The following is a 24,354-nucleotide window of genomic DNA, read 5'->3' as shown; positions in this document are numbered from 1 at the left end:
CGGAGGTCCGGTCCGTACGGATATTCGGCCCATGGGTCGTTTATCGCGCATCATCGTCATCGCGCTGCTGGCCGTGCTCGCCACGCCGGCCGCCCCGGCGCGGGCCGCCTACGGGCCGGACCGCTCCGTCTCCATCGACGTGTACGGGCAGGGCGTCAAACTGTCCGGGGCCTACGGGTCGATCGCGTTCGACGACGGGAACGCCAAGTACCGCTACACGATCGCGGTCTGCTGGCAGTCCAGCTACAGCCGCCCCACCCTGTACGCCTCCGTCAACGGCGCCTGGCGCAGCCCGCTGCCCGTCACGCCCGGCACCTCGGTGTCGATCCCGCAGTGCACGGGCCAGGCCTCCCTGCTCTCGGGAGAGGTGACGCCCGGCGGGACCGTCGCCAACGTGACCATCACGGTCGACGGCGTGAAGTTCAACCCGCCGAACAGCACCTATCACACCAACTCCGCCTTCTACGACAACCCGTACAACTAGAAACCGGGCAGGACCAGCCCGCCGGCCCACGCGGGGAAGGAGTAGGTGTGCAGCTTGCGCGTCCTTCCCGTGGTGACGTCGATCGCGTAGGTGTCGAAGCCGAGGACGTTGCCCTCGCCCTTGGCCGGGCGGGCGTCGAGCTCCCTGGCGAGCATCGTGACCTCGGTCGGGTTGAGCCAGGGCCCGAGGCTCAGAGGGAGAAGATCCTCGGGCGCGTCCCGCAGCCGGACGCCGGTCCGGGCCTCGCCGGTGACGGCGTCCACGGTGGCGATCTCCGCGTCGAGGTCGGCCGGGTCGGTGGAGCCGCCGTTCTCGGGGTAGGCGCGGCTCAGATAGGCGATGGCCGTCCCGTCGGGGCTCGCCGGGCCGGGGGTGTGCCACGCCCGGCCGGCGAAGGGCGTCACCTCTCCGCCGGCGAACAGGCCGAGACGGCCGGTGTCGCCCACGACGACCGGGCCGCCGCCCGCGCCGACGTTGTGCACCGTCCAGCCCGCCGGGATCTCGGCGACGTCGCCGGTCTCCAGATCGGTCAGCGTGTTGAGCACGTCCGTCACGCTGACGGCCAGGTAGCGCCCGTCGGCCGACAACGCGATCTGCGCCGCGTTCCGCCGGATGTCGGGGTCGGCCACGACGGGCGGCGCCAGCAGGATCACGCCCGACTCCAGATCGCGGACCGCGAACCGGCGGTCCTTCTCGCTGTAATAGGCGATCTTCCGGCCGTCCGCGCTGATGCGCATCGGCGGTGCGTTGAGCATGTAGTCGTCGTCGGTCTTCCCGGCGTGGGCGCTCCTCGCCTCGGGCACGCGGTAGCGCTCGCCCGTCCGGGTGACCAGCTTCCACTGGAGGCAGTCGCGTCCGTGCAGGCGCGCGGTTCCGGAGGCCAGCTCGTCACCGCACCAGTCGTAATAGGCGTAGGCCGCCGGGCCCACCCCCTTGACGGGCAGTTCGCCCCGGCCCGGGGACGCGACCGGCGCGCCCGTCATCGGCGCCGCCTTCGGCCCCGCGCCGATCACGGTCAGAGTGATCATCGCGACGATCGTGACGGCTGCGGCCGTCACCACGGCGGCCGAGGCGAAGGCCGCGCGTCTGCGCCGGGCCCCGCGCAGCACGCGCTCGGTCAGGTCGACGTCGGGAGCGTGGTCGGCGATGCGTGCCAGTTCGTCGTGCAGCCGGCTCATCACTTCGCCTCCTGGGGGGCCGTGTCGGTGTCGTAGAGCAGTTCGGCGAGTTCCGGGGCGAGGGCGCGCAGCCGGGCGAGGGCGTGGCTGGTCTGGCTCTTGACCGTGCCCGGCGAGCAGCCGAGCAGGACGGCGGCCTCCTGGACGCTGCGGTCCTCGTAGAAGCGCAGCACCAGCACGGCCCGCTGCCGGGGCGTCAGCCGGGCCAGCGCCTGCCACAACACGATCCGGCTGACGCTCTCGTCGCCCGGATCGCGGCCCGTTCGCGGCGGCCCGGTGAACGCGAGGGCCCGCCGCTGCCGCCGCCACCACGAGATGTGCTCGTTGACGAGCGCCCGGCGCACATACGCCTCCGGGTTGTCCCCGGCGATCCCGCGCCAGTTCCCCGCCACCCTGACGAGCACGCTCTGCAACATCTCCTCGGCCTGGTGGGCGTCGCCGCAGAGCAGGTAGGAGGTCCGCATCAGCGCCATCTGCCGGGCGCGGAGGAACTCCCGGAAACCCTCGAATCGATCCACATCCTTAACGACGCCGAGGCAAGCACTCCGGTTGGAGGAAAGGCGATCTCGGGTACGCCCGACGCCATGACGACATCCGGCCCGCCCTTCACCAGGGAAAGCGCGCTAGAACGGGTCCGCCTTGCGGAGGACGCCTGGAACACCCGCGACCCCGAGCGGGTCTCGCACGGCTACTCCCTCGACAGCCACTGGCGCAACCGCGCCGAGTTCCTCACCGGCCGCGAGGCGATCGTCGCGTTCCTGACCCGCAAGTGGCGCCGGGAGCTCGAATACCGCCTCATCAAGGAGTTGTGGGCGTTCACCGGCAACCGGATCGCGGTGCGGTTCGCCTACGAGTGCCACGACGACTCCGGCCAGTGGTACCGCTCCTACGGCAACGAGCAGTGGGAGTTCGCCGACGACGGCCTGATGGCGTTCCGGCACGCCTCCATCAACGACCTCCCGATCGCCGAGCCGGAGCGGAAGTTCCACTGGCCCATCGGCCGCCGTCCCGACGACCACCCCGGGCTGAGCGACCTGGGCCTGTAACCGGGGGCCAGCACCCTTCGCGGCGGCCCTCCGGTGGAGCAGAGTCGGCGGTGTGGGATTTCTGACCGCCTGGTTCGGCGTCGAGGCCCGCCGCCGCGGGCGGGACCTGTGCGTCCTGGTGCTGCTGGTCGCGGCGGGGGTGAGCGTGGTGTCGGCCGCGCTGGCGGGGGCGCGGCGCGGCGAGAGCGCCCTCGACCGGCTGCGCGCGGTGACCCTGCCCGCCCACGCGCTGATCTCCAACCAGGATCCCGGCCTCGACTGGGACCGGGTGCGCGCCCTGCCCGGCGTCGAGGCGGTCGCCCCCTACGCCATCGCCGCGCTCTACGTCGACGACATGCCGCTGAACTGGCAGTGCGTCCCGCCCGTCGACGCCGCCCTGTGGCGCGACCTCGAACGGCCGGTGCTGCTGGCGGGCCGGCTGCCCGACCCGGCGCGGGCCGACGAGGTGGTCGTCCAGCACCGGTTCACGGTGCTCTACGGGAAGACCGTCGGCGACACCGTGACCATCAAGCTCAACACCCCCGAGGAGGCCGACCTCCTGGCGAACGCCGGCGGCGGCCTCGCGGGCGGCCACGGACCCCGGATCACCGCGCGCATCGTGGGCGTCATCCGGTCGCCGCGCTTCGCCGACGGGGTCGACGGCCCCGGTGTGGTGCTGCCCTCCTCCGGGCTCTACCAGACGTACCGCGACAACCTCATGGGCACCTCGGGCCGGGGCTTCTCGATCGCGCTGGCCCGGCTCACCGACGGCGCTGCCGGGGTGCCCCGGCTGCGCGCCCAGATGGCCGCCCTGACCGGGCAGCCCATGCAGGTGGACGACCTGGGCGCGACCGACCGCCACTACGACCGGCTCACCTCCTACCAGGCGCTCACCGTGCTCGCCTTCGGCCTGGCCGCGCTCGCCGTGGCCGCGGTGTCGACCGGCCTGTACGTCGCCCGCGTCGTCGAGTCGGCGCAGGCCGACCTGAGGGTGCTGCGGGCGGGCGGGCTGACCCCCCGGCAGGAGACGGCCGCCGCCGCGCTCGGCCCGGTCGCCGCCGCTCTGGCCGGGAGCGTGCTCGGCGTGGGCGCGGCGGCGGCGGCCTCCGTCTGGACGCCGATCGGGGCCGCCGCCGGTTTCGAGCCCGCGCCCGGCCTCGACGTCGACCTGCTGGTCCTGGCCCCGCCCCTCGTCGTGGTCCCGGTGCTGATCGCACTGGAGGTCGCGGTGCTCACCTGGGCCCGGCGCACCCCGCGCCCGCCCGCCGGGTCGGTCGTGGCGCCGGCCGTCGTCCGGCTGAACCTCCCGGTGCAGGTGGTCACCGGCCTGCGGCACGCCCTGAGCCGCTCGGTCACCGGCACCGTGACCGGCGTCTTCGGCCTGGTCGCGGCGCTGACCTTCTCGGCGGGGGTGGCCGACGCGTCGGGCGACCCGGCCCGCTTCGGCCAGACCCACCAGGCCATGGTGTTCCACGGCCAGAACGGCGAGCAGGTGGAGGGGGTGCTCGGGAAGGCGGCCCGGGATCCCGACGTGACCGGGGTGGCGGACGCCCGCGCCGCGATGGTCTCGGCCGGCGACGTGGTCTTCGTCGCCTACGGCGTCGCCCCGGTGTCCGGCCGGGTGCCGCCGATGGTGGTGCGGGGCAGGCCGCCGGCGACCGACGGCGAAGTGCTGCTGGCCGTCGGCACCGCGAACCGGATGGGCGCGGAGGTGGGCGACCGGGTCAGGCTCACCGGGCCCGACGGGGCGGGGGAGTTCCGCGTCTCGGCCGTCGGCCTGCTGCCCGTCGGGGTGTCCAACACCTACGACGACGGCGCGGTCCTCACCTCGGGCGGCTACGACCGGCTCTCCCGGTCGTTCGACCTCGGCCTCGGGCTGCTCGCCCTCCGGCCGGGGGCCGACGCGGGTGTGGTGCTGCGCCGCCTCCAGGAGGCGACGGGCCCGAGGGTCAGCGTGATCCCGGCCGTGCTGCCGCCGCAGTTCGCCGAGGTCCGGGACGTGCGGGTGCTGCCGATCGTGCTGGCGGGCTGCCTCGGGCTGCTCGCCGTGGCGACGCTGGCCCACGCGGTGGGCGCGACCGCGCGGCGGCGGCGGCACGACGTGGCGGTGCTGCGCGCGCTGGGCATGACGCCGGGGCAGGCGCGGTGGATCCCCCGCACCCAGGCGCTCGCGCTGGCGGGGGCGGGCCTGCTGGCCGGCGTGCCGCTCGGCGTGGCGGCCGGGCGCGCGCTCTGGCGGCTGGTGGCCGAGAGCACCCCGCTCGTGTACGTGCCGCCGACCCCGGTGGAGGCGCTCGTGCCGGCCGTGCCGGCCGCTCTGGTGGCCGCCCTCGTGCTGGCCGCGCTGCCCGGACGCCGGGCCGCGCGGCTCCACGTGGCGGGCACGCTGCGCGCGGAGTGACGTATTGGGTCTTGACCCCGAACCGGTTAAGCGGCACCCTTCGGATATGTCGGACTTAACACCGACGAAATGATTTCGAAGCGCTTCGACACCTGACCTCCAAGCGCTTCTTCCCGCGTAATTCGAAGCGCTTCGACCGAGGACGTGTCCATGAGCGAACCCTTCCGCGACCCCGCGCGCCCGGTCGCCGAACGCGTCGCCGACCTGGTGGCCCGGCTCACCGTCGACGAGAAGATCGCACTCCTGCACCAGTACCAGGCCCCCGTCGACCGGCTCGGCCTGGAGCCGTTCCGCACCGGCACCGAGGCCCTGCACGGCCTGGCCTGGCTCGGCCCGGCGACGGTGTTCCCGCAGGCCGTGGGCCTGGCCAGCACCTGGAACCCCGAGCTGGTCCGCCGGGTCGGCGCGGCCACCGCCGACGAGGTCGTCGCCTTCCACCGCAAGGACCGGTCGGGCGCCGGCCGCAACGTGTGGGCGCCGGTCGTGAACCCGTTACGCGACCCGCGCTGGGGCCGCAACGAGGAGGGCTACAGCGAGGACCCCTGGCTGACCGGCGTCATGGGCACCGCTTACGCCTCGGGCCTCAAGGGCGACGGCCGGGTGATGAAGACCGCCCCCACGCTGAAGCACTTTCTCGCGTACAACAACGAGACCGACCGCTGCTCGACCAGCAGCAACCTCCCGCCGAGGGTCCTGCACGAATACGAGCTGCGCGCCTTCCGCGCCCCCATCGAGGCGGGCGCGGCCGTGGCGGTGATGCCCAGCTACAACCTGGTGAACGGCCGCCCCGCCCACCTGTCGCCGCTGATCAACGACGTGCTGCGCACGTGGGCCCGCGACGACCTGCTGGTGGTCAGCGACGCCTACGCCCCCGCGAACCTTTTCGGCGTCCAGGCCTACTACGACGACCCGGCGGAGGCCTACGCCCACGCCCTGAAAGCCGGCCTCGACAGCTTCACCCAGGACGACGCCGACCCCGCCGCGACCCTGGGCCACCTGCGGGAGGCGCTGCGGCGCGGCCTGATCGACGAGTCCGACGTCGACACCGCCGTCCGGCACGCCCTGTCGATCCGGGTCCGGCTGGGGGAGTTCGACCCGAACGAGCCGTTCCTGGAGATCACCGAGGCGGTGGTCAACCGGCCCGAGCACCAGAGACTGGCCCGCGAGGCCGCCACCGAGTCGATGACGCTGCTGAAGAACGACGGCCTGCTGCCGCTGGCGGCGGCCACGAAGGTCGCCGTGGTCGGGCCGCTGTCCGACGTGCTGCTCGAAGACTGGTACAGCGGCACGCTGCCCTACCAGGTCACCGCCCGCGCGGGCCTGGCCGGGCGCACCGAGGTCCTGTGGTGCGAGGGCGTCGACCGGATCGTGCTGCGCGCCGAGGAGGGCTACGTCTCGGCCGGCGCGGAGACCACCGGTGGGCCGCTGACCATCGGCCCGTCGGCGGAGTTCGACCTGTTCGACTGGGGCGGCGGGGCGGTCGCGCTGCGCAGCGTGCCCAACGGCCGGCACGTCGGCGTCGGCGACGACGGCGTGCTCGTCAACGACCAGCCGGGGCCGAGCGGCTGGGAGGTCCGGCAGACGTTCCGGATGGAGGACCGCTTCAGGGGCGTGGTCCTCCGCCACATCTTCACCGGACGCTACGTCGGGATCAGCGACGGCGTTCTCGGACTCGCCGACGACCCCGAGAACGCCGCCGTCTTCGTCGTGGAGACGGTCGAGAGCGGCGCGGGCCGGGCCGCCCGGCTCGCCGCCGAGGCCGACGTCGCGGTCGTGGTGCTGGGCGACCATCCGCTGGTCAACGGCCGCGAGACCGAGGACCGCGCCGACCTCGCCCTCCCGCGGCTCCAGGAGGACCTGCTCAGGGCCGTGCACGCCGCCAACCCGCGCACCGTGCTCGTCGTCTCCAGCGGCTACCCGTTCGCGCTGAACTGGGCGCAGGAGCACGTGCCGGCGATCCTGTGGTCGTCGCACGGCGGCCAGGAGTACGGCCACGCCCTGGCCGACGTGGTCTTCGGCGACGCCGACCCCGGCGGGCGGCTCACCCAGACGTGGTACCGGTCGGCGTGCGAGCTCCCCGACCTGCTCGACTACGACATCATCACGACCGACGCCACCTACCTCTACTTCCGGGGCAGCCCCCTCTACCCGTTCGGCCACGGCCTCAGCTACACCACGTTCGGCTACTCCGACCTGACCGCCGTGCCGGGGGAGGAGACGCTGCGCCTGGAGGTGACCGTCGCCAACACCGGCGCCCGTCCGGGCGTGGAGGTCGTGCAGTTCTACACCCACCAGTGCCGCTCGCGGGTCAAGCAGCCGGTGCGGTCGCTGCGCGGGTTCGTGAAGGTCCGGCTCGCGCCCGGCGAGTCCCGCCGGGTCGGCGTCACCGTGCCGCTGCGCGACCTCGCCTTCTGGGACGTCACCCGCGACCGCTTCGTCGTCGAGGACGCCCCCTGCAAGGCCCAGGCGGGCCCGTCGAGCGGCGCGATCAGGGTGTGCGCGCGCTTCCACCTGCCGGGGGAGACCGTCCCGCCGCGCGACCCCTCCCTGCTCGACGCCGCCGCGTGCGACGAGTACGACGGCATGACCCTCTGCGAGGCCGCCCGCGACCGGGGCGACGCGGTCAGGTCGGCGGAGCCGGGGGCCTGGGTGCGGTTCCGCGACGTGGCCCTCGCGGGGGAGACGACGGCCGTCGTCACCGCCGCCGGCGACGAGGGCGGCATGGTCACCCTCCGGCTCGGCGACCCCCTCGGCGAGATCGCGGCCACCCTCGCGGTGCCCCGCACGACCTCCCGTTTTGATCCAGTCGAGACCCGGGCGCACCTTTCGCCGGTGACCGGAGTACGCGATGTTTATCTGGTGTGCGAGAACGAGGGAGTGACCGTGACCACGCTGAGGTTCCACGCGTGAGGACGGTGACGATCGCCGACGTCGCCCGGCACGCGGGGGTGGCGGTCTCCACGGTGTCGTACGTGCTGAGCGGCAAACGCGCCATCTCGGCCACCACCCGGCAGCGGGTGCTCGACAGCGTCCGGGTGCTCGGTTACCACCCGAACGCGGGCGCCCGCGCCCTCGCCAGCAAACGCGCCAACGTGATCGCCCTGGTCCTGCCGCTGCGGGCCGGGATGAACCTGCCGGTGCTGATGCAGTTCGCCACCTCGGTGGTCGCCACCGCGCGGCAGTACGACCACGACGTGCTGCTGATGACCGCCGACGAGGGCCCCGACGGCATCCGCCGGGTGGCCGCCAGCGCCATGGTCGACGGGCTGCTGCTGATGGACGTGGAGGTCCGCGACACGCGGGTCCCGCTGCTGCGCGACCTGGCCGAACCGAGTGTGCTCATCGGCTTCCCGGCCGACGCCGAGGGCCTGACCTGCGTCGACCTCGACTTCCACCGGGCGGGCGCCATCTGCGCCGCCCACCTGGCCGAGCGCGGGCACCGCGAGATCGCGCTGCTGGGCGCACCCGGGGTCGTCTACGAACGCGGCACGGGTTTCGCCGAACGGACCAGGGCAGGGTTCCTGGCGGAGGCGACCGAACGCGACCTCCACGCGGTCGCGGTGCCGTGCGCGGAGACCTACGACGAGGTCGCCTCGGCGGTGAAGCTGCTGTTCGACGCCCACCCCGGGCTGACCGGGGTGGTCGTGCACAACGAGGCGGCCGTCGGCCACGTGCTGGGGGCGCTGCGCGCCCTGGGCCGGGCCGTGCCGGAGGACGTGTCGGTCGTCGCGATCTGCCCCGACGACATCGCCGAGCGGGCCCGGCTCACCTCGGTCCTCATCCCGGCCGAGGAACTCGGCAGGGAGGCGGTCCGGTTGCTGATGGCCAAGCTCGACGGGTTGCCGGCGGGGTCGATCCTGCTGGAACCACGTCTCACGATCAGGGAGAGCACACGTTGATCACGTTTCCGGAGGGCTTCCGCTGGGGTGCGGCCACCGCGTCGTACCAGATCGAAGGAGCGGTGGACGAGGGCGGCCGAGGACCTTCCATCTGGGACGTCTTCTCGCACACCCCCGGGAAGACCGCCGACGGCCACACGGGTGACGTCGCCTGCGACCACTACCACCGTTATCCGGAAGACGTCGCGATCATGGCCGACCTCGGCCTGAAGGCCTACCGCTTCTCGATCGCGTGGCCGCGCGTCCAGCCCTCCGGAAGCGGTGACCCCAACCCGGCGGGCCTCGACTTCTACGACCGCCTCGTCGACGCCCTGCTCACCGCCGACATCGAACCGGTGGCCACCCTCTACCACTGGGACCTCCCGGCCGCCCTCGACTGGCGCGACCCGGCCACGCCCGAGCGCTTCGCCGAGTACACCGCGATCATGCACGCCCGCCTCGGCGACCGCGTCCGGACCTGGACCACCCTGAACGAGCCGTGGGTCTCCGCCTTCGTCGGCCACGGCTCCGGCCGCCACGCGCCCGGCGTCGCCGACCCGGCCGCCGCCTTCACCGTGGCCCACCACCTGCTCACGGCCCACATGCTCGGCGTGCGCGCCCTGCGCGCGGGCGGCGCGGAAGAGGTCAGCCTGACGCTCAACCTGACCCCGATGGTCGGCGACCCCGATGTGACGACGCTGCCCGACGGCCTGGCCAACCGCCTGTTCCTCGACCCCGCGCTGAAGGACGGCCGCTACCCCGACGACGTGGCCGCCCACATCGCCAAGTTCACCGACCTGGGCGACCTGCCCTACGAGCCGATCGACCTGCTGGGCGTGAACTACTACACCGTCAACCGCCTGGCCGCCGACCCGGCGTCGAAGGGCCACGACGAGTTCCCCGGCTGCGAGGGCATCGCCTGGTTGCCGCCGCGCGGCGAACCGACCGAGATGAACTGGGAGGTCATCCCGCAGGGCCTGGAAGATCTGCTGGTCCGCCTGTCGGTCGAGTACCCGGGCGTGCCGCTGATGATCACCGAGAACGGCGCCGCCTACCCCGACTCGGTCGACGACCAGGACCGGATCGCCTTCCTCGACGGCCACTTCCGCGCCGCCGCCAACGCCATCGAACGCGGCGCCGACCTGCGCGGCTACCTGGTCTGGTCGCTGCTCGACAACTTCGAGTGGGCCCGCGGCTACCACAAGCGCTTCGGCCTGGTCAGGGTCGACTACGACACCCTGGAGCGCACCCCGCGGTCCAGCGCTCACTGGTACCGCGAGGTGATCGCCCGCAACGGCCTGCTCTAGCTGAACGACACCGACGTCACGGTGCAGGTGGTGAGCCACGGGCCGGGGTTGACCGGCTGGGCCGAGCAGCCCCAGGTCGCCACGACGTTCGTCGTGCCGGCGGGGATGGTGAAGCCGCTCGACGACCCCGAGAAGTCGCCGTAGGGGTAGTGGCCGCTGCTGCACAGGGCGGTGACCCCGGCCGCGGTGGCCCCGGCCGGGAGCGTCTGGGTGAACGAGAAGGCCTTCGTGGCGGGCACGGCGACCAGGCTCGGCGCCGGAGTGGCCGGTGAGGTGTACAGGTTCACCGCCGAGGGATACCAGTCGCGGGTGTCCCCGTAGTTGTTGGAACTGGTGCAGTCCACCGTCCCCTGCAGGGTGACGGTGGACGCGGCGGCGGGTTGCGCCAGGCCCACGAGGGCCAGCGCGCCGGTGGTGACCAGTACGGATCCGAGCGTCGTCACTCGGCGAGCCAGTGTCGCGGCAGCTTTCACCGTTTCTCCTCAGCTTGGGACATCGGGCCACCGCGAATGCAGCATTCTCCGGGCGCCGCGGTCAAAGCCGGGCGGTTCCGGCGGGCCCGTAATCCGCCGGGCCGAAGGGGACCCCGGCCTGGTCCAGGGCCATCGGGCGAGGTTGCGGCCCGTCCGGGCCAGGTGAAAGGTTCAGATCACCTCGTCGCGCAGCTCCGGGAACACCTTGGAGACCTTGCCCAGGAGGTAGTCGCCGTAGGTGCCGGTGAACGCCCGCAGGTCCTGCCCGTCCCACCGCCGGAAGCCCTTGGCGGTGGGCGGCAGCGGCGGCAGCTCGCTGTCCCAGCCGGGGTCGAAGAAGAAGGGGAACGACAACCGGTCGCGGCCGGTCGCGTTGAACACCCGGTGCGGGGTCGAGCGGTAGTGGCCGCCGGTCAGCCGGTCGAGCATGTCGCCGATGTTGCACACGAACGTGCCGGGGATCGGCGGCGCGTCCACCCACCCCGTCGACGTGCGCACCTGCAACCCGGCGTTGGCGTCCTGCAGCAGCAGCGTCAGCAACCCGTAGTCGGTGTGCTCGCCGACGCCCCACGCGTCGTCGACGCCGGGCGGGTAGTGGAAGATTCGGAACAGGACGGTCGGATCGGCCGTCGACCCGGCCGAGAAGTGGTCGCGGGGCAGCCCGAGGCTCAGGGCCACCCCGCCCAGCACCGCCTGCGCCACCCGTTCGACCTCGGCGAGATAACGCAGCACCACGCCGCGCATCTCGGGGATCTCCTCGGGGAACAGGTTGCGCCCGTGCAGGGGCCGCCCGTCGGGCTCGCGCTCCGCGCCGAAGTAGAGGCCCTCCTTGAGGTCGGGCCTCCCCGAGGTGAGCTCACCGCCGACCGGGAAGAATCCCCGCCAGGCCCGGCCGCCGCGCGCCATGGCGATCTTGAGCTTGGCCTCCTCGGGCAGCGCGAAGAACCGCCGCGCGCAGTCGTCGAGCTCGCCGATCAGCCCGGCGGGGACGCCGTGCCCGGAGACGTAGAAGAAGCCGCTGTCGACACAGGCCGCCTCGATCTCGGCGGCCGTGCGCTCAGCGGGCCCGCCGTCGAGCAGCGGGCGCACGTCGATCACCGGAAGCGTCGTCATTCTCTCTCCGTTACGGCTCCGCCCACCCTGGCACCGCCCGCCGCCCCCGAACCGGCCGCACCCGGCGCCGGCCGGTCGCGCCCGCCTCGCGCCGCGACGACCGGGTGACCCGAAGCCTATTCGGGCTTGCCGCTCCGGCGGCCCGCGACCAGCGTGTCGCCCGGTTCGCCGCCGGCGGCCGGCTCGCTGCGGTTCTCGGTCGTGGTGTCCCGGCGGGGCTTGCGCGGCGCGGGCTTCGGCTTGGGATGCGGCGCGGTCGGCTCGTCGGGCTGGTTGGGGAAGGTGACCGGGCCCTTGTGCGCGTCGGTGCGCTCCGAATCCGGCGACGGCTTCGACTGCGCCGGCGCACCGGGCGTCGGTTCGCTGCGTTTGGGTTCACGCAGGGCGTTGATGACGGTGTCGGCCTCCATGTCGGCCGCCATCTCGTCGGCCGCCTCGGCGTCGCGCCGCTTGATGATCACCATGTGGTCGACCGAGAGCCGTCCGCCGCCGTTCACCGACAGCAGCACCGAGGCCGCGCCCAGCGCCACGACGAGCTGCACGCTGCCGCCCGTCAGGGGCAGGCCGGTGTCGCCGGCCGCCAGGATGAACACCGCGAGCGCCTCGGCGAACAGCAGCACGCCGACGACCGGCACGGCCAGCCCGGCGATGAGCAGCGCGCCGCCCAGCAGCTCGATGAGCATGGTGGCGGCCGCCCAGAACGACGGGATCGGCGCGTCGAGCTGGAGGAACTGCGTCTCGGTGGCGTCCAGGCCGGCCCGCAGCTTGGCCCAGCCGTTGGCGAAGAAGATCCCGCCGACGCCTATGCGGGCCGCGAGCGTGGCGAGGTCGATGAAGGTTTTCTTCACGGGACTCATTCTGGGGGGTTATGGGATGGCTTTACGAGGCAATTGCCCCATAACCAACCCTCATATGTCAGACGGGGAGACGTTCCTTTTCCCGCCGGCGTTCACGTCCGGGCACCAGCACCGCCACCACGAACGCGTTGGCCAGCAGCAACACGACGCTCACCCCGACGGCGGCGTGCAGCCCCGACACGAACGCCGACCGGGCCACCTGGAGCAGGGCCGCTCCGGCCGCGCCGCCCGCCTCCCCGGCCACGTGGGCGGCCGCCGCGAGCGACCCCCTGGCCTGCGCGAGCAGCCCTTCGGGCACTCCGGCGACGGCGGTGAGCCGGGGCGCGTACACGACGGTGGTGACCGTGCCCAGGACGGCGATGCCGAGGCCCGCGCCGAGCTCGTAGGCGGTCTCCTCGACGGCGGCGGCGCCGCCGGCGCGCGACTCGGGCGCGGCCGACATGATGGCGTCGGAGGCGGCCAGCAGGGCGACCTCGATGCCGAAGCCGATGCCGACGAAGCAGAGCGTCAGCGTGACGGGATGGTCTTCGACGCCCCAGCCGAGCGTGGGCGTGAGCGACAACGCGGTCAGCGCGAGCCCGCCGCTCATGGTGGCCCGCAGCCCGATCCGCTGCAGCACGTGGGCCGCCGCCAGGCCGCCGCAGATCGCCGCGACCATCAGCGGCACCATCCGCAGCGCGGCGTCGAGCGGCCGCAGCCCCAGTACGAGCTGGAGGTACTGCGCGAGCAGCAGCTCCAGCCCCACGAGCGCGAACACCGCGAACAACACGCACGCCACCCCGGTCGCGAACCCCCGGTTGGCGAACAGCCCGAGGTCGAGCAGCGGCGCGGCCAGCGCACGCTGGCGGGCCACGAACCACGCCAGCACCGCGATCCCGGCCAGCAGGATCAGCACGGCCGCGCCCCGGCCCACGGTGTGCCCGTAACCGGCCTCCTTGAGCCCGAAGGCCACAGCCAGCACGCCGACGACCGACAACAGCGCGCTCGGCCAGTCCCACGAGTGGCCGTGGCGTCCGGTGACCTCGGGGATCAGCCGGGCGGCCAGCGGCAGCGCGACCACCAGCAGCGGCACGTTGATCAGGAACACCGCGCCCCACCAGAAGTGCTCGACGAGCACCCCGCCGAGCACCGGCCCCACGGCCGCGCCCCCGGCCGCCACCGCGCTCCAGACGCCCAGGGCGACGGCCCGTTCGCGCCGGTCGGTGAAGACCTGCCGGATGATCGAGAGCGTCGCGGGCATGATCATCGCCCCGCCGACGCCGAGGAACGCCCGCGCCACGATCAAGGCCTCGGGTGTGGCCGCGAACGCCGCCGCCAGCGAGGCGATCCCGAACACCACGTAACCGAGCAGCACCAGCCGCCGCCGCCCGAACCGGTCGCCGAGCGTGCCGAACGTGACCAGCAGCGGCGCGACCACGAGCGAGTAGACGTCGATGATCCACAGGAGTTGCACACCCGTCGGTTCGAGCGCGGACGTCAGCGCCGGCACGGCGATGTGCAGCACGGTCGCGTCGACGGCGATCAGGAGCAGGCTGAAGCACAGCAGCGCGAGGATCGCCCACCGGTCCGCTCTCGGGTCGGCCCTCGGGAACATGAGGCGCAGCTTAGGTGATCCACCGAAGATCACTCAGGCGGTTGCCAAGACTCGGTCTCCACCCCAGTGTCCCGATAAGTCCCGTCATAGTGTGATGGGCATGCTGCCCTGGAATGCAGAAATGTCCGGACGTGTCGATCGAGTCACCGTGGTCAGCGAGGTCCTGCGCGACAACCCGCTCGGCGACCCGTACGAACGCCCCCTGTGGGTCTACCTCCCGCCCGGCTACGACGACGGCACGGCCGCCTACCCGACGATCTACGTCATCCAGGGCTACTCGGGCCAGGTCGTCATGTGGGGCAACCGCCAGCCCTGGCGGCGGACCGTGCCCGAGATGCTCGACCGGGTCTTCGCCGACGGCGAGGCGCCGCCCGCGATCGTCGTCTACGTCGACGCCTGGACCCGCCTCGGCGGCGGCCAGTTCGTCGACTCCCACGGCCACGGCGCCTACCACTCCTACCTCTGCGACGAGGTCGTGCCGTACGTCGACCGGCACTACCGCACCCTCGCCGCGCCCGGGCACCGCGCCGTCACCGGCAAGTCGAGCGGTGGCTACGGCGCCATGATCACCCCGATGCTGCGCCCGGACCTGTTCGGCGCCCTGGCCACCCACGCGGGCGACGCCCTGTTCGAGGTCCTCTACCCCCGGGAGTTCGGGCCCGCCGCCCGGATCCTGCGCGAGGAGTACGACGGCTCCTGGGAGAGGTTCCTCGACCGCTTCCACGCCACCGGCGGACGCTGCCCCGGCAGCGACATCGTCATCCTCTACGGCAACGCCGCCTCCTACTCCGCCAACCCCGGCGGCTCGGTTGACATGCCCTTCGACCATCTCGGGAGATTGGTTCCCGAGGTGTGGTCGAGGTGGCTGGAATATGACCCGGTCGTCATGGCCCCCAAGCACGCCGAGGCGCTCCGCGGCCTGCACAGCGTCTGGATCGACGCCGGACGAAACGACGAATACTTCCTCGATATGGGCGCCACCGCCTTCCACGAGGAGGTGCGGAAGGCCGGAGTGCCCGACGCGAACGTGTTCTTCGAGCTCTTCGACGGAACCCACGCCAACCTTGAACACCGCTACGTCATGGCGGTCAAGTGGCTGGCGCCGCGCTTGACTCAGGGGCGACCTCTCTAGAGAGATAGAGGTGTATTCCGGGCCCTAGCCACACCCTGTCCGGCACCAGATCATTCGGGGGTGGGGAGCGATGCCGAGGATCACCCTTCCCGTGCCCGGCGGGAACCCGGGTCCGAGGTGCCGCCCCCGAGCGACCGCGCCGATCCACGGGCCTGGTGTGGGGTCGCGGCGGCACGACTGCGCCGTGACCGGCCCGAAGAGGCGCTGGAGGCCGCTCGTCAGGCGGTGGATCGTGATCCGCACGGCGAGTGGGGGCATCGCCTGGCGAGCCTCGCTCTGGAACGTCTCGGCCGCGACTCCGAGGCGGTCGCGTCGGCCCAGGAGGCCGTTCGGCTCGCGCCGGGCTCCTGGGCCGCGCGACTCCGGCTGGCCGGCGCGCTCCGGCGGGTCCCGGCCCGCTGGCGGGAGGCGTGGGAGGAGGCCGGCCGCGCCGTCCGCTACGCCCCCGACGAGCCCGGCCCCCATGCCCTGTCCGGCGACCTGGCCCTGATCAGGGGAGACCACGACACCGCCGCCGCGAGCTACCGCGCGGCACTGCGCCGCGACCCCGCCCAGCCGGGGGCCCGCGTCAACCTGGGCCTCACCTTCCTGCGCTGGGACCGGCACCGCGACCACCACGACCCCGCCTGGGAGGCCGACCCGCGCGACACCGGCCGGGCCCGCCGCGCCCTGGATACGTGGTCGCGCCGGATCCGGCTGCTCCTGGCCGTCGCCCTGACGGCGGTCTCGGTCGCCGGGCTCGGCTTCGACCTCTATCAGGAGGCCAGAATCGCCGGATACGCCGTCCTCGCGGCGGTTCCGGTGATCACCTGGCGGCAGGCCGCCCGGATCACGGTGTGGCCGCTGGTCCCGGCCATGCTGGGGCGCGACCTGTGGCTGAGCGTGTCGGTGACCGTCGCGGTGATGACGGTGGCCGCCTATGTGATCGGCGTGGCCGGGATGCCCGCCCTGGAGATCACCCTGACCGGCTCGTTCCTCGCCCCGGCGGCCGGGGGAGAGTGGGCCGGGGCCCTCGGCTTCGTGCTGTTCAACGCGCCGGCCATTCTCGTGCTGCGGCTGCTGGTGGAGGCGTGGCGGGGCCGCCCGGTCCGGGCCCTCGCCGAGTTCGCCCGGGTGCCCGGCGACGCGACCGCCTGCCGCGACACCGACGTCACGCTGTGGGTGATCGCCGCACGCGCCTGGTGGACGATCCTCGCCCTCGCGGCACTGCCATGGCCCCGCGTGGCCCTCGCCGCCCTCGCCGTGCCGCTGTGGTTCGCCCTCGCCGGCCGCTGGCCCCGGCCGGACCGCAGTGCGGGACCGGTGCTGGGGCCGGTGTTGCGGCGCGATCGCTGGCTGGGCGCCGCCTTCGTGCTGCTCCTCGTCGCGGCCGGCTGTGTCGCCGCCGCAGGGGCCGTGCCCGGGTGGACGCGGGCCTGGCAGGCCGGCTGGGCCGCGCTCGGTCTGGTCGCCGCCGCGTTCGCGGTCAGGGCGGCGACCGCCTGGTGGCGCGGGGCCCCGGGGCCGACCCGGGCCTCGCTCGTGCCGCGTGACCACCCGCCCGCCGACCTCGGCCCGTCCTCAGGCCTCACCGACGACGTGCGCCACGCCGCCACCTTCTCCCGCAGCGTCGTCCTCTCCTACGCCGGGCCGGGCGGTCCCCGCTCCGTCGCGGTCAGCGCGGTGACGTCGGTCAGCCCGTCGGGCGAGATGCGGGTCATCGCCGGGGACGAGGCGTGGGAGGCCGTCGAGCGCGACCCGCGCGTGGCCGTGTTCGTCGGCGACCCCCGGTTCTGGGCCGAGGTGCGCGGAGTGGCGATCGCCGACCACGACGTTCTGCGGATCACCCCGCGTGAGGTTCTGGTCCGGGAATATCCCGGCCGCCACCAGGCTCGCACGCGCTAGGTCCACCCATTCGTCTTTCCCGTGCGGTATAACCGGGGGCGGACCGGGGAGGCAGGATGCGGGAGGACGGCCGAGCCCGCCCCACGGGGCGAGTGGCTGCGAGAAACGCTTTCGAGCAGGCGCGACAGCGCTATTTCGCTCTTCCTCCGGTCGCCCGAAGAGTCGTTTTCATCGGGTTACTGGTCGCTTCGGTGGCACTGGCCGCCGGACTCGGCTGGGATATGCTCTATACCTTTTTCGTCACGTTGACGATCCTGGCGTTCACGGTCCTGGCCCTGCATTTCCCCAGAGCCGCCGCGACGATGATCGTGGTCGCGGTGTGGACGCCGGTCTCGACGTTCACGCTTCAGATGGCCAACAGCCAGGCCGTGGGCACCCTCCTGCTCATCCCGATGTGGCTGCTGGGCTTCATCGTGGCGGCCATCGCCCATCTCATCCGCTGGGTGCCCCCGTGGCTGACCACCGCGCTGGCGCTGACCGCCGCGGCCGTCGCCGGCATGCTGCTGCGCCTGGTCAGCGACCCGGCCGCGCTCTACGGCGCCTACGGCGCCGCCTCCGTCGTGCTCGTGTGGCGGTTCGTGCTGGCCCGCCAGGCCAAGGCCCGGCAGGCGCCGCCCGAGGTGCCCGCCCAGCAGCGGGTGCGCGCGGGGGGCCCGCCGCCCCACCCCCACGCCCACGCCGACACCCAGACCAGGCCGCCGCAGATAACGGTCGAGCAGGCCCTCGCCCAGCTCGAAGGCATGATCGGCCTCGAACCGGTCAAGGAGCAGGTGCGGTCGATCGCGGCCTCCATCGAGGCGGCCCGGCTCCGCCGCGAGGCCGGGCTGACCTCCGACGCGCCGATGCGCCACTTCGTCTTCGTCGGCCCGCCCGGCACCGGCAAGACCAGCGTCGCCCGCAGCCTCGCCTCGATCTTCTACGCCTTCGGCCTGCTGGAGACGCCCTACGTCGTCGAGGCCCAGCGGGCCGACCTGGTCGGCGAGTTCCTGGGCGCGACCGCCATCAAGACCAACGAGCTCATCGACCGCGCCCTCGGCGGGGTGCTGTTCATCGACGAGGCCTACGCGCTCATCAACTCCGGCGACGGGCAGACCGACCGGTTCGGCCACGAGGCCGTGCAGACGCTGCTCAAGCGGGCCGAAGACGACCGCGAGCGGCTCATCATCATCCTGGCCGGATACGAGAAGGAGACGAACGCGTTCCTGGCCTCCAACCCGGGCCTGTCGAGCCGGTTCTCCACCCGTGTCCGGTTCCCCAGCTACCAGCCGGCCGAGCTGCTGGAGATCACCGAGGCGCTCCAGGCCAAACGCGGCGACCGGCTCGACCCGGCCGCGCGGCCGGTGCTGCTGGGGCTGTTCGACGACGTCCACCGGCGCGGCCTGGTCGACGAACTGGGCAACGCGCGGTTCGCGCGCAGCGTCGTGGAGGCGGCGGCGCAGGCCCGCGACGTGCGGGTGATCAGCGTCGGCGGAGCCCCCCGGGGCGAAGACCTGGTGACGACGACGGCCTCCGACGTGTCCAAGGCGTTCGGCGAGATCACCGCGCGGTTCCGCGGCTACCAGGCGACCCCCACGCTGGAGGACGCCTTGGCCGACCTCGACCGCATGGCCGGGCTCGAACCGGTGAAGCGGCAGGTCAGGGCCATCACCGCGCAGCTGCGGGTGGCCCGGATGCGGGAGGAGCAGGGGCTCCCGGTGCAGTCGCAGACCCGCCACTTCGTGTTCGTCGGGCCACCCGGGACCGGCAAGACGAGCGTGGCGCGCATCCTCGGCCGCATCTTCTCGGCGCTCGGCCTGCTGGCCCGGCCCGACGTGGTCGAGGCGTCCCGGCCCGACCTCGTGGGGCAACATCTGGGCGCGACCGCGATCAAGACCAACGAGCTGGTCGACCGGGCCCTCGGCGGGGTGCTGTTCATCGACGAGGCCTACGGGCTGGTCAACTCGGGATACTCGGGTGGTGACGCGTTCGGGGCGGAAGCCGTACAGACCCTCTTGAAGCGGGCCGAAGACGACCGCGACCGGCTCGTCATCATCCTGGCGGGCTACGAACGGGAGATGGACGCGCTGCTCGCCACCAACCCGGGGCTGGGCAGCCGGTTCAACAGCCGGGTCGTGTTCCCGAGCTACTCGCCGCAGGAGCTCTCGGCGATCGCCGAGATGACCGCCGCCGACGCCGGCGACCGGTTCGACGCCGCCGCCACGCGCGACCTCAACGACGTGTTCGGCTACGTCTGCCAGGAGCGCCTCATCGACGGCCTGGGCAACGGGCGGTTCGCCCGGTCCCTCTACGAGCGGGCGGCCATGCGGCGCGACGTCCGGCTGGCCGCGCAGGGCAGCGCGACCTCGGCCGAGCTGACCACCATCACCGGCGACGACGTGCGGTCGGCGGTCGACGAACTGTCCTGACCGACCCTTGGCACGGGTTTTGCGGCTCCATCGGTGGCGTGCTCACATGATGGAGTCCCATGAGGAAACGTGCCGGACTGCTGGTCGCGGCCCTCGCCATGGTTGTCGCGGCCTGTGGGGGCGGTCAGACCACCGCGACGGGGAGCGGGCCGCAGAAGGGCGGCATGCTCAGGGTCGTCGGCTCCGGCGACGTCGACCACCTCGACCCGTCGTCGTCCTACACGGTCGTCGCCTACAACCTCGGCCGCACCTGGACCCGGCAACTGGTCACCTATCCGGCCGGGAGCGGCATCTCGGTCGCCGGGACGGTGGTCCCCGACGTCGCCGCCGCGCTGCCGAAGGTGAGCGACGACGGGAAGACGTACACCTTCACGCTCCGGCCCGACGTCATGTGGAACACCAGCCCGCCGCGCCCGGTCGTGGCCGCCGACTTCGAGCGGGGGCTGAAACGGCTGGCCAACCCGGTGCAGCCGTCGGGCGGCATCTCCTATTACACGCAGACCATCGCGGGTTTCCAGGAGTTCTTCACCGCGTTCCAGAAACAGCCGAAGACGGCCGCCGGAATGGCGAAGTTCATGAACTCCACCCGCATCAAGGGCGTGCAGGCGGTGAATCCGACCACGCTGAAGATCCAGCTCACCGCGCCCGCCAGCGATTTCCTCAATATCATGGCCCTTGGTTTCGCCTCGGCCGCGCCGGTCGAATACGAGAAATACGTGCCCGACGGGCCGGACTTCCGGCAGAACACCATTTCCGCCGGGCCCTACCAGATCACCACCTATTTCGCCGGCCGGCAGATCATGCTGGAGCACAACCCCGTGTGGAAGCAGTCGAGTGATCCGGTACGCCACCGCTGGGTCGACCGCATCCTCGTCACCCTGGGCCAGGACAGCCCCGACGTCGTCCAGCAGCAGCTGGAGGCGGGCGTCGCCGACCTGTCGTGGGACCAGCCGGTGCCCACCTCGGCCATCCCGCGCCTGACCGGCAACCCGGACTACAAGGTCTACGAGGGCTCGACCCTGAACCCGTTCCTGGCGTTCAACATGCAGAGCCCCAACAACAACCGCGCCCTGGCCAACGTGAAGGTCCGTCAGGCGATCAACTACGTCGTCAACAAGGCGGCCATCGCCCAGATCTACGGCGGCACGAAGATCAACACCGTGCTCGACGGGGCGATCCCGCCCGGTTCCATCGGGTACGACAGCGCGGTCCGCCCCTACGCCACCCCCGGTGGCCGGGGCGACGTGAACAAGTGCAAGGCGCTGCTGGCCGAGGCCGGGGTCGCCAACCTGAACCTGCAGTTCCCCTACCGCACCAACGGCAACCACCCGAAGGTCGCCCAGTCGATCGCCGGCGACCTGACCAAGTGCGGCATCACCACTCAGCTCATCCCGACCGCCCCCGACGACTTCTACGGCCGCTACCTGTCGAGCGTCCAGAAGAGCCGCGAGGGCAAGTGGGACATCGGCGCGCCCGGCTGGATCCCCGACTGGTACGGCAACAACGCCCGCTCGATCGTGGTGCCGCTGTTCGACGGCCGGAACTACACCGAGGGCTCGACGAACTACGGCGCCTTCAACGACCCCGCCGTCAACGACCTCATCACCCGGGCGCTGACCGCCCCCGGCGTCGGCGAGGCGGAGGGCCTGTGGCGGCAGACCAACGCCCGCATCATGGCCGACGCCCCGATCGTGCCGCTGACCTCGCAGAACGTGCCGATCTTCCACTCGGCACGGGTGCGCAACGCCCTCTACACGCCGCTCACCCAGCAGTTCGACTACACCCAGCTCTGGCTGGCGTCATGAGTCTCCTGGAGGTCGCGGACCTGCGCGTGACGTTCCCGACGCCCGACGGCGACCTGCGGGCGGTGCGCGGCGTGTCGTTCGAGGTGCGGGCCGGGCAGACGCTCGGCGTCGTCGGCGAGTCGGGGTCGGGCAAGAGCGTCAGCGTCCAGGCGCTTCTCGGCCTGGTGCCCGGGGCGCGGGTCGAGGGCTCGGCCCTGTTCGACGGCGAGCAGCTGATCGGCATGCCGGCCGAGCGGCTGCGGCGCATCCGCGGCGCCCGGATCGGCATGGTCTTCCAGGACCCGCTCTCCAGCCTGCACCCGATGTACTCCGTCGGCCGGCAGATCGCCGAGGCGGTCCTGGTGCACCGCCGCGTCGGCAAGGAGCAGGCCTGGTCGGTGGCCCGGGAGCGGCTGGAACAGGTCGGCATCCCCGGCGCGCGGGCCCGCGACTACCCGCACCAGTTCTCCGGCGGCATGCGCCAGCGGGTGATGATCGCCATGGCGATGGCCCTCGACCCCGAACTGATCATCGCCGACGAGCCGACCACGGCGCTCGACGCGACGGTCCGCGCCCAGATCCTCGAACTCCTCGGGCGGCTGGGCTGCGCGCTGATCGTCATCACCCACGACCTGGGCGTCATCGCCGACATGGCCGACGACGTCATGGTCATGTACGCCGGCAAGCTGGTCGAGAAAGCCGGCCGCCGGGCGCTGTTCCGCGACCCGCGGCATCCGTACACCAGAGGCCTGCTCAACTCCCTGCCCAAGGGCAAGGAGCGCCTCACGCCCATCGAGGGCCGCCCCCCGAGCCTGCTCAGCCCGCCGGGCGGCTGTCCGTTCCATCCCCGCTGCCCGGTCCGCATCCCGCGCTGCCCGATCGAGGAGCCGCCGATGATCGGCCCAGAAGACCACCCCGACGCCTGCTGGCTGGAGGAGGGCCGATGAGCCTCCTCGAGGTCTCCGACGTGCGGAAGTACTTCCCGATCAAGTCGGGCGTCTTCTTCCGGCGCGAGGTCGGCCGGGTGCACGCCGTCGACGGCGTCAGCCTGTCGGTCGAGGCCGGGGAGACGCTCGGCGTGGTGGGCGAGTCGGGCTGCGGCAAGTCGACGCTGGCCCGGTGCATGACCGGCCTGTACGAGGTGACCTCCGGGAAGATCACCTTCGACGGCGACATGCGGCGCGACGTGCAGATGGTCTTCCAGGACCCCTACGGTTCGCTGAACCCCCGCCGCCGGATCGGCTCGATCATCGCCGACCCGCTGGTCATCCACCGCGAGGGCACCGCCGCGTCCCGGCGCGAGCGGGTCAGGGAGCTGATGGCGCTCGTGGGCCTCAACCCCGAGCACTACAACCGCTTCCCCGCCGAGTTCTCCGGCGGCCAGCGCCAGCGTGTCGGCATCGCCCGGGCGCTGGCGCTGAACCCGCGCCTGGTCGTCTGCGACGAGCCCGTCTCCGCCCTGGACGTCTCCATCCAGGCCCAGGTCGTGAACCTGCTCAAGGACCTGCAGACCGAACTCGGCCTGACCTACGTCTTCATCGCCCACGACCTGTCGGTGGTCCGGTACGTCAGCGACCGCGTGGCCGTCATGTACCTCGGCAAGATCGTCGAGATCGCCCCGGGCGAGGAGCTCTACGAACGCCCCCGGCACCCCTACACGGCGGCCCTGCTGTCGGCCGCCTCGGTCGCCGACCCCGACCGGCCGAGGGACCGGGTGGTCCTGCGGGGCGACGTGCCGTCACCGATCTCACCGCCGCCGGCCTGCCGCTTCCATCCGCGCTGCCCGAAGGCGCAGGAGAGGTGCACGGTCGAGGAGCCGCTGCTGCTGGGAGACGGCCACCAGTGGGCCTGCCACTTCCCCGTGGAACCGGGCGAACGCCTGCGGAGCGCGGAGCCGGGGCTTGAGGGGAGAACCGGGTGAGTCTCACCGACGCCGCCTTCGAGGCGGAGCCCGTCCACGTCGAGGTCGTGCACGGCAAGGGGCCGTGGCGGCTGGCCTGGGAGCGGTTGCGCCGGGACAAGGCGGCGGTCGCGTCGATGGTCGTGATCGTGCTGGTCGCCCTGCTGGCGATCCTCGCGCCGCTGTTCGCGCTGATCACCGGGCACGACCCGCTGACGCAGTACCCCTCGACCGCGCTGACGCCCGAAGGGCTGCCCGTCGGGCCGGGTGCCGACTTCTGGCTCGGGGCCGACAGCCTCGGGCGGGACCTGTTCGTCCGGCTCGCCTACGGGGCGCGGATCTCGTTGCTCGTCGGGCTGAGCGCCACCGTGCTGGCCACGGTGTTCGGGGTGGTCGTCGGGCTGCTCGCCGGGTTCTACGGCGGGTGGGTCGACGGGGTGCTCGCGCGGGTGCTCGACGTCGTGCTGAGCTTCCCCTACCTGCTGGTCGCGATCGTGCTGGTCGCCGCAGTGGGGGCGTCGGTGCCGCTGACGATCTTCGTCATCGCGTTCTTCTCGTTCGCGGCCATGGCGCGGGTGGTGCGGGGGCAGACGATCGGGTTCCGGGAGCGGGAGTTCACCGAGGCCGTCCGGTCGCTCGGCGCCTCGCCGCTGCGGATCATGGTCATCGACGTGCTGCCGAACCTGGTCGCGCCGGTCACCGTGCTCGCCTCGCTGCTCATCCCGACCTCGATCGTCTTCGAGGCCACGCTCAGCTTCCTGGGGCTCGGGGTCGACCCGCGCACCCCGAGCTGGGGCGCCATCCTGGCCGACTCGACCGACTTCTACCGGGTGGCCCCCGGATTGCTCGTCTTCCCGGCCGTGCTGCTGCTGCTCACCACGCTCGCGTTCAACCTCCTCGGGGACGGCATCCGCGACGCGCTCGACCCCAGGAGGTGAC

Annotated in this window: 19 protein-coding genes; 13 read left to right on the top strand and 6 right to left on the bottom strand. The window is 72.6% G+C overall.

Translation table 11 applies throughout. The annotated features are described in order from the left end of the window. The first annotated feature begins 31 nt into the window (after window positions 1-31). On the top strand, window positions 32-484 hold the full coding sequence (locus tag QSK34_RS12870) for a hypothetical protein (protein WP_285583536.1): 453 nt from the start codon (window positions 32-34) through the stop codon (window positions 482-484). Here QSK34_RS12870 and QSK34_RS12865 read toward each other — a convergent pair. Both QSK34_RS12865 and QSK34_RS12860 read right to left on the bottom strand, forming a co-directional pair. Next, window positions 481-1,662, bottom strand: a complete 1,182-nt coding sequence (locus tag QSK34_RS12865; protein WP_285583534.1) for a hypothetical protein — start codon at window positions 1,660-1,662, stop codon at window positions 481-483. The two genes, QSK34_RS12870 and QSK34_RS12865, sit on opposite strands and share 4 nt — an antisense overlap. Continuing rightward, on the bottom strand, window positions 1,662-2,180 hold the full coding sequence (locus tag QSK34_RS12860; RefSeq protein ID WP_285583532.1) for a SigE family RNA polymerase sigma factor: 519 nt from the start codon (window positions 2,178-2,180) through the stop codon (window positions 1,662-1,664). Before QSK34_RS12860 ends, QSK34_RS12865 begins: the two co-directional genes overlap by 1 nt. Window positions 2,181-2,246: 66 nt before the next feature. Here QSK34_RS12860 and QSK34_RS12855 point away from each other — a divergent pair, with 66 nt between their 5' ends. The 5 genes from QSK34_RS12855 (at window position 2,247) to QSK34_RS12835 (ending at window position 10,273) form a co-directional block, all read left to right on the top strand. Then, window positions 2,247-2,708 carry a nuclear transport factor 2 family protein gene (locus QSK34_RS12855; protein ID WP_161478835.1) on the top strand — a complete coding sequence of 154 codons (462 nt, stop codon included), beginning with the start codon at window positions 2,247-2,249 and terminating at the stop codon, window positions 2,706-2,708. A 52-nt stretch (window positions 2,709-2,760) separates the two neighbouring features. Further along, a complete protein-coding gene (locus QSK34_RS12850; RefSeq protein ID WP_285583529.1) occupies window positions 2,761-5,088 on the top strand; it encodes an ABC transporter permease in 2,328 nt (775 codons plus the stop codon). 150 nt (window positions 5,089-5,238) lie between these two features. Then, on the top strand, window positions 5,239-7,998 hold the full coding sequence (locus QSK34_RS12845; RefSeq protein WP_285583527.1) for a glycoside hydrolase family 3 protein: 2,760 nt from the start codon (window positions 5,239-5,241) through the stop codon (window positions 7,996-7,998). 5 nt (window positions 7,999-8,003) lie between these two features. After that, on the top strand, window positions 8,004-8,987 hold the full coding sequence (locus QSK34_RS12840; RefSeq protein ID WP_285584000.1) for a LacI family DNA-binding transcriptional regulator: 984 nt from the start codon (window positions 8,004-8,006) through the stop codon (window positions 8,985-8,987). Then, window positions 8,984-10,273: a GH1 family beta-glucosidase gene (locus QSK34_RS12835; protein ID WP_285583525.1), complete on the top strand. Its 1,290-nt coding sequence runs from the start codon at window positions 8,984-8,986 to the stop codon at window positions 10,271-10,273. Before QSK34_RS12840 ends, QSK34_RS12835 begins: the two co-directional genes overlap by 4 nt. Here the strand turns inward: QSK34_RS12835 and QSK34_RS12830 are convergent. From QSK34_RS12830 to QSK34_RS12815, 4 genes are all read right to left on the bottom strand, one after another. Then, window positions 10,270-10,716, bottom strand: a complete 447-nt coding sequence (locus tag QSK34_RS12830) for a hypothetical protein (RefSeq protein ID WP_285583523.1) — start codon at window positions 10,714-10,716, stop codon at window positions 10,270-10,272. The two genes, QSK34_RS12835 and QSK34_RS12830, sit on opposite strands and share 4 nt — an antisense overlap. 201 nt (window positions 10,717-10,917) lie before the next feature. Further along, window positions 10,918-11,859 (bottom strand): isopenicillin N synthase family dioxygenase, encoded by a 942-nt coding sequence (locus tag QSK34_RS12825; protein WP_285583521.1) that lies wholly within the window; start codon window positions 11,857-11,859, stop codon window positions 10,918-10,920. Between the two features lie 116 nt (window positions 11,860-11,975). Further along, a complete protein-coding gene (locus QSK34_RS12820; protein ID WP_161478842.1) occupies window positions 11,976-12,707 on the bottom strand; it encodes a DoxX family protein in 732 nt (243 codons plus the stop codon). Between the two features lie 67 nt (window positions 12,708-12,774). Next, entirely contained in the window at window positions 12,775-14,310 is a 1,536-nt protein-coding gene (locus tag QSK34_RS12815) for an MFS transporter (RefSeq protein ID WP_285583517.1), read from the bottom strand. A gap of 121 nt (window positions 14,311-14,431) precedes the next feature. On the opposite strand from QSK34_RS12815, the gene QSK34_RS12810 reads away from it, so the two are divergent. The 7 genes from QSK34_RS12810 to QSK34_RS12780 all read left to right on the top strand — a co-directional run bounded on the left by QSK34_RS12810 (window position 14,432) and on the right by QSK34_RS12780 (window position 24,353). Next, complete coding sequence (locus tag QSK34_RS12810; protein WP_285583514.1) at window positions 14,432-15,442, top strand: alpha/beta hydrolase; 1,011 nt, start codon at window positions 14,432-14,434, stop codon at window positions 15,440-15,442. A 225-nt stretch (window positions 15,443-15,667) separates the two neighbouring features. Continuing rightward, window positions 15,668-17,326: a tetratricopeptide repeat protein gene (locus QSK34_RS12805; protein WP_285583512.1), complete on the top strand. Its 1,659-nt coding sequence runs from the start codon at window positions 15,668-15,670 to the stop codon at window positions 17,324-17,326. A 221-nt stretch (window positions 17,327-17,547) separates the two neighbouring features. Then, window positions 17,548-19,731 carry an AAA family ATPase gene (locus tag QSK34_RS12800; protein WP_407929400.1) on the top strand — a complete coding sequence of 728 codons (2,184 nt, stop codon included), beginning with the start codon at window positions 17,548-17,550 and terminating at the stop codon, window positions 19,729-19,731. A gap of 59 nt (window positions 19,732-19,790) precedes the next feature. Beyond that, entirely contained in the window at window positions 19,791-21,536 is a 1,746-nt protein-coding gene (locus QSK34_RS12795; RefSeq protein ID WP_285583508.1) for an ABC transporter substrate-binding protein, read from the top strand. After that, window positions 21,533-22,462, top strand: coding sequence for an ABC transporter ATP-binding protein (locus QSK34_RS12790; RefSeq protein ID WP_161478848.1), 930 nt, complete (start codon window positions 21,533-21,535; stop codon window positions 22,460-22,462). Before QSK34_RS12795 ends, QSK34_RS12790 begins: the two co-directional genes overlap by 4 nt. Beyond that, entirely contained in the window at window positions 22,459-23,436 is a 978-nt protein-coding gene (locus QSK34_RS12785) for an ABC transporter ATP-binding protein (protein ID WP_285583504.1), read from the top strand. Before QSK34_RS12790 ends, QSK34_RS12785 begins: the two co-directional genes overlap by 4 nt. Further along, entirely contained in the window at window positions 23,433-24,353 is a 921-nt protein-coding gene (locus QSK34_RS12780; RefSeq protein ID WP_161478850.1) for an ABC transporter permease, read from the top strand. The genes QSK34_RS12785 and QSK34_RS12780 overlap by 4 nt, the downstream gene beginning before the upstream one ends. The last annotated feature ends 1 nt before the right edge of the window (window position 24,354 follow it).

It is taken from the genome of Herbidospora sp. NBRC 101105 (genome assembly GCF_030269205.1).
GTDB classification, from domain to species: Bacteria; Actinomycetota; Actinomycetes; order Streptosporangiales; family Streptosporangiaceae; genus Herbidospora; species Herbidospora solisilvae.
This window is presented reverse-complemented; position numbering and strand designations above follow the sequence as displayed.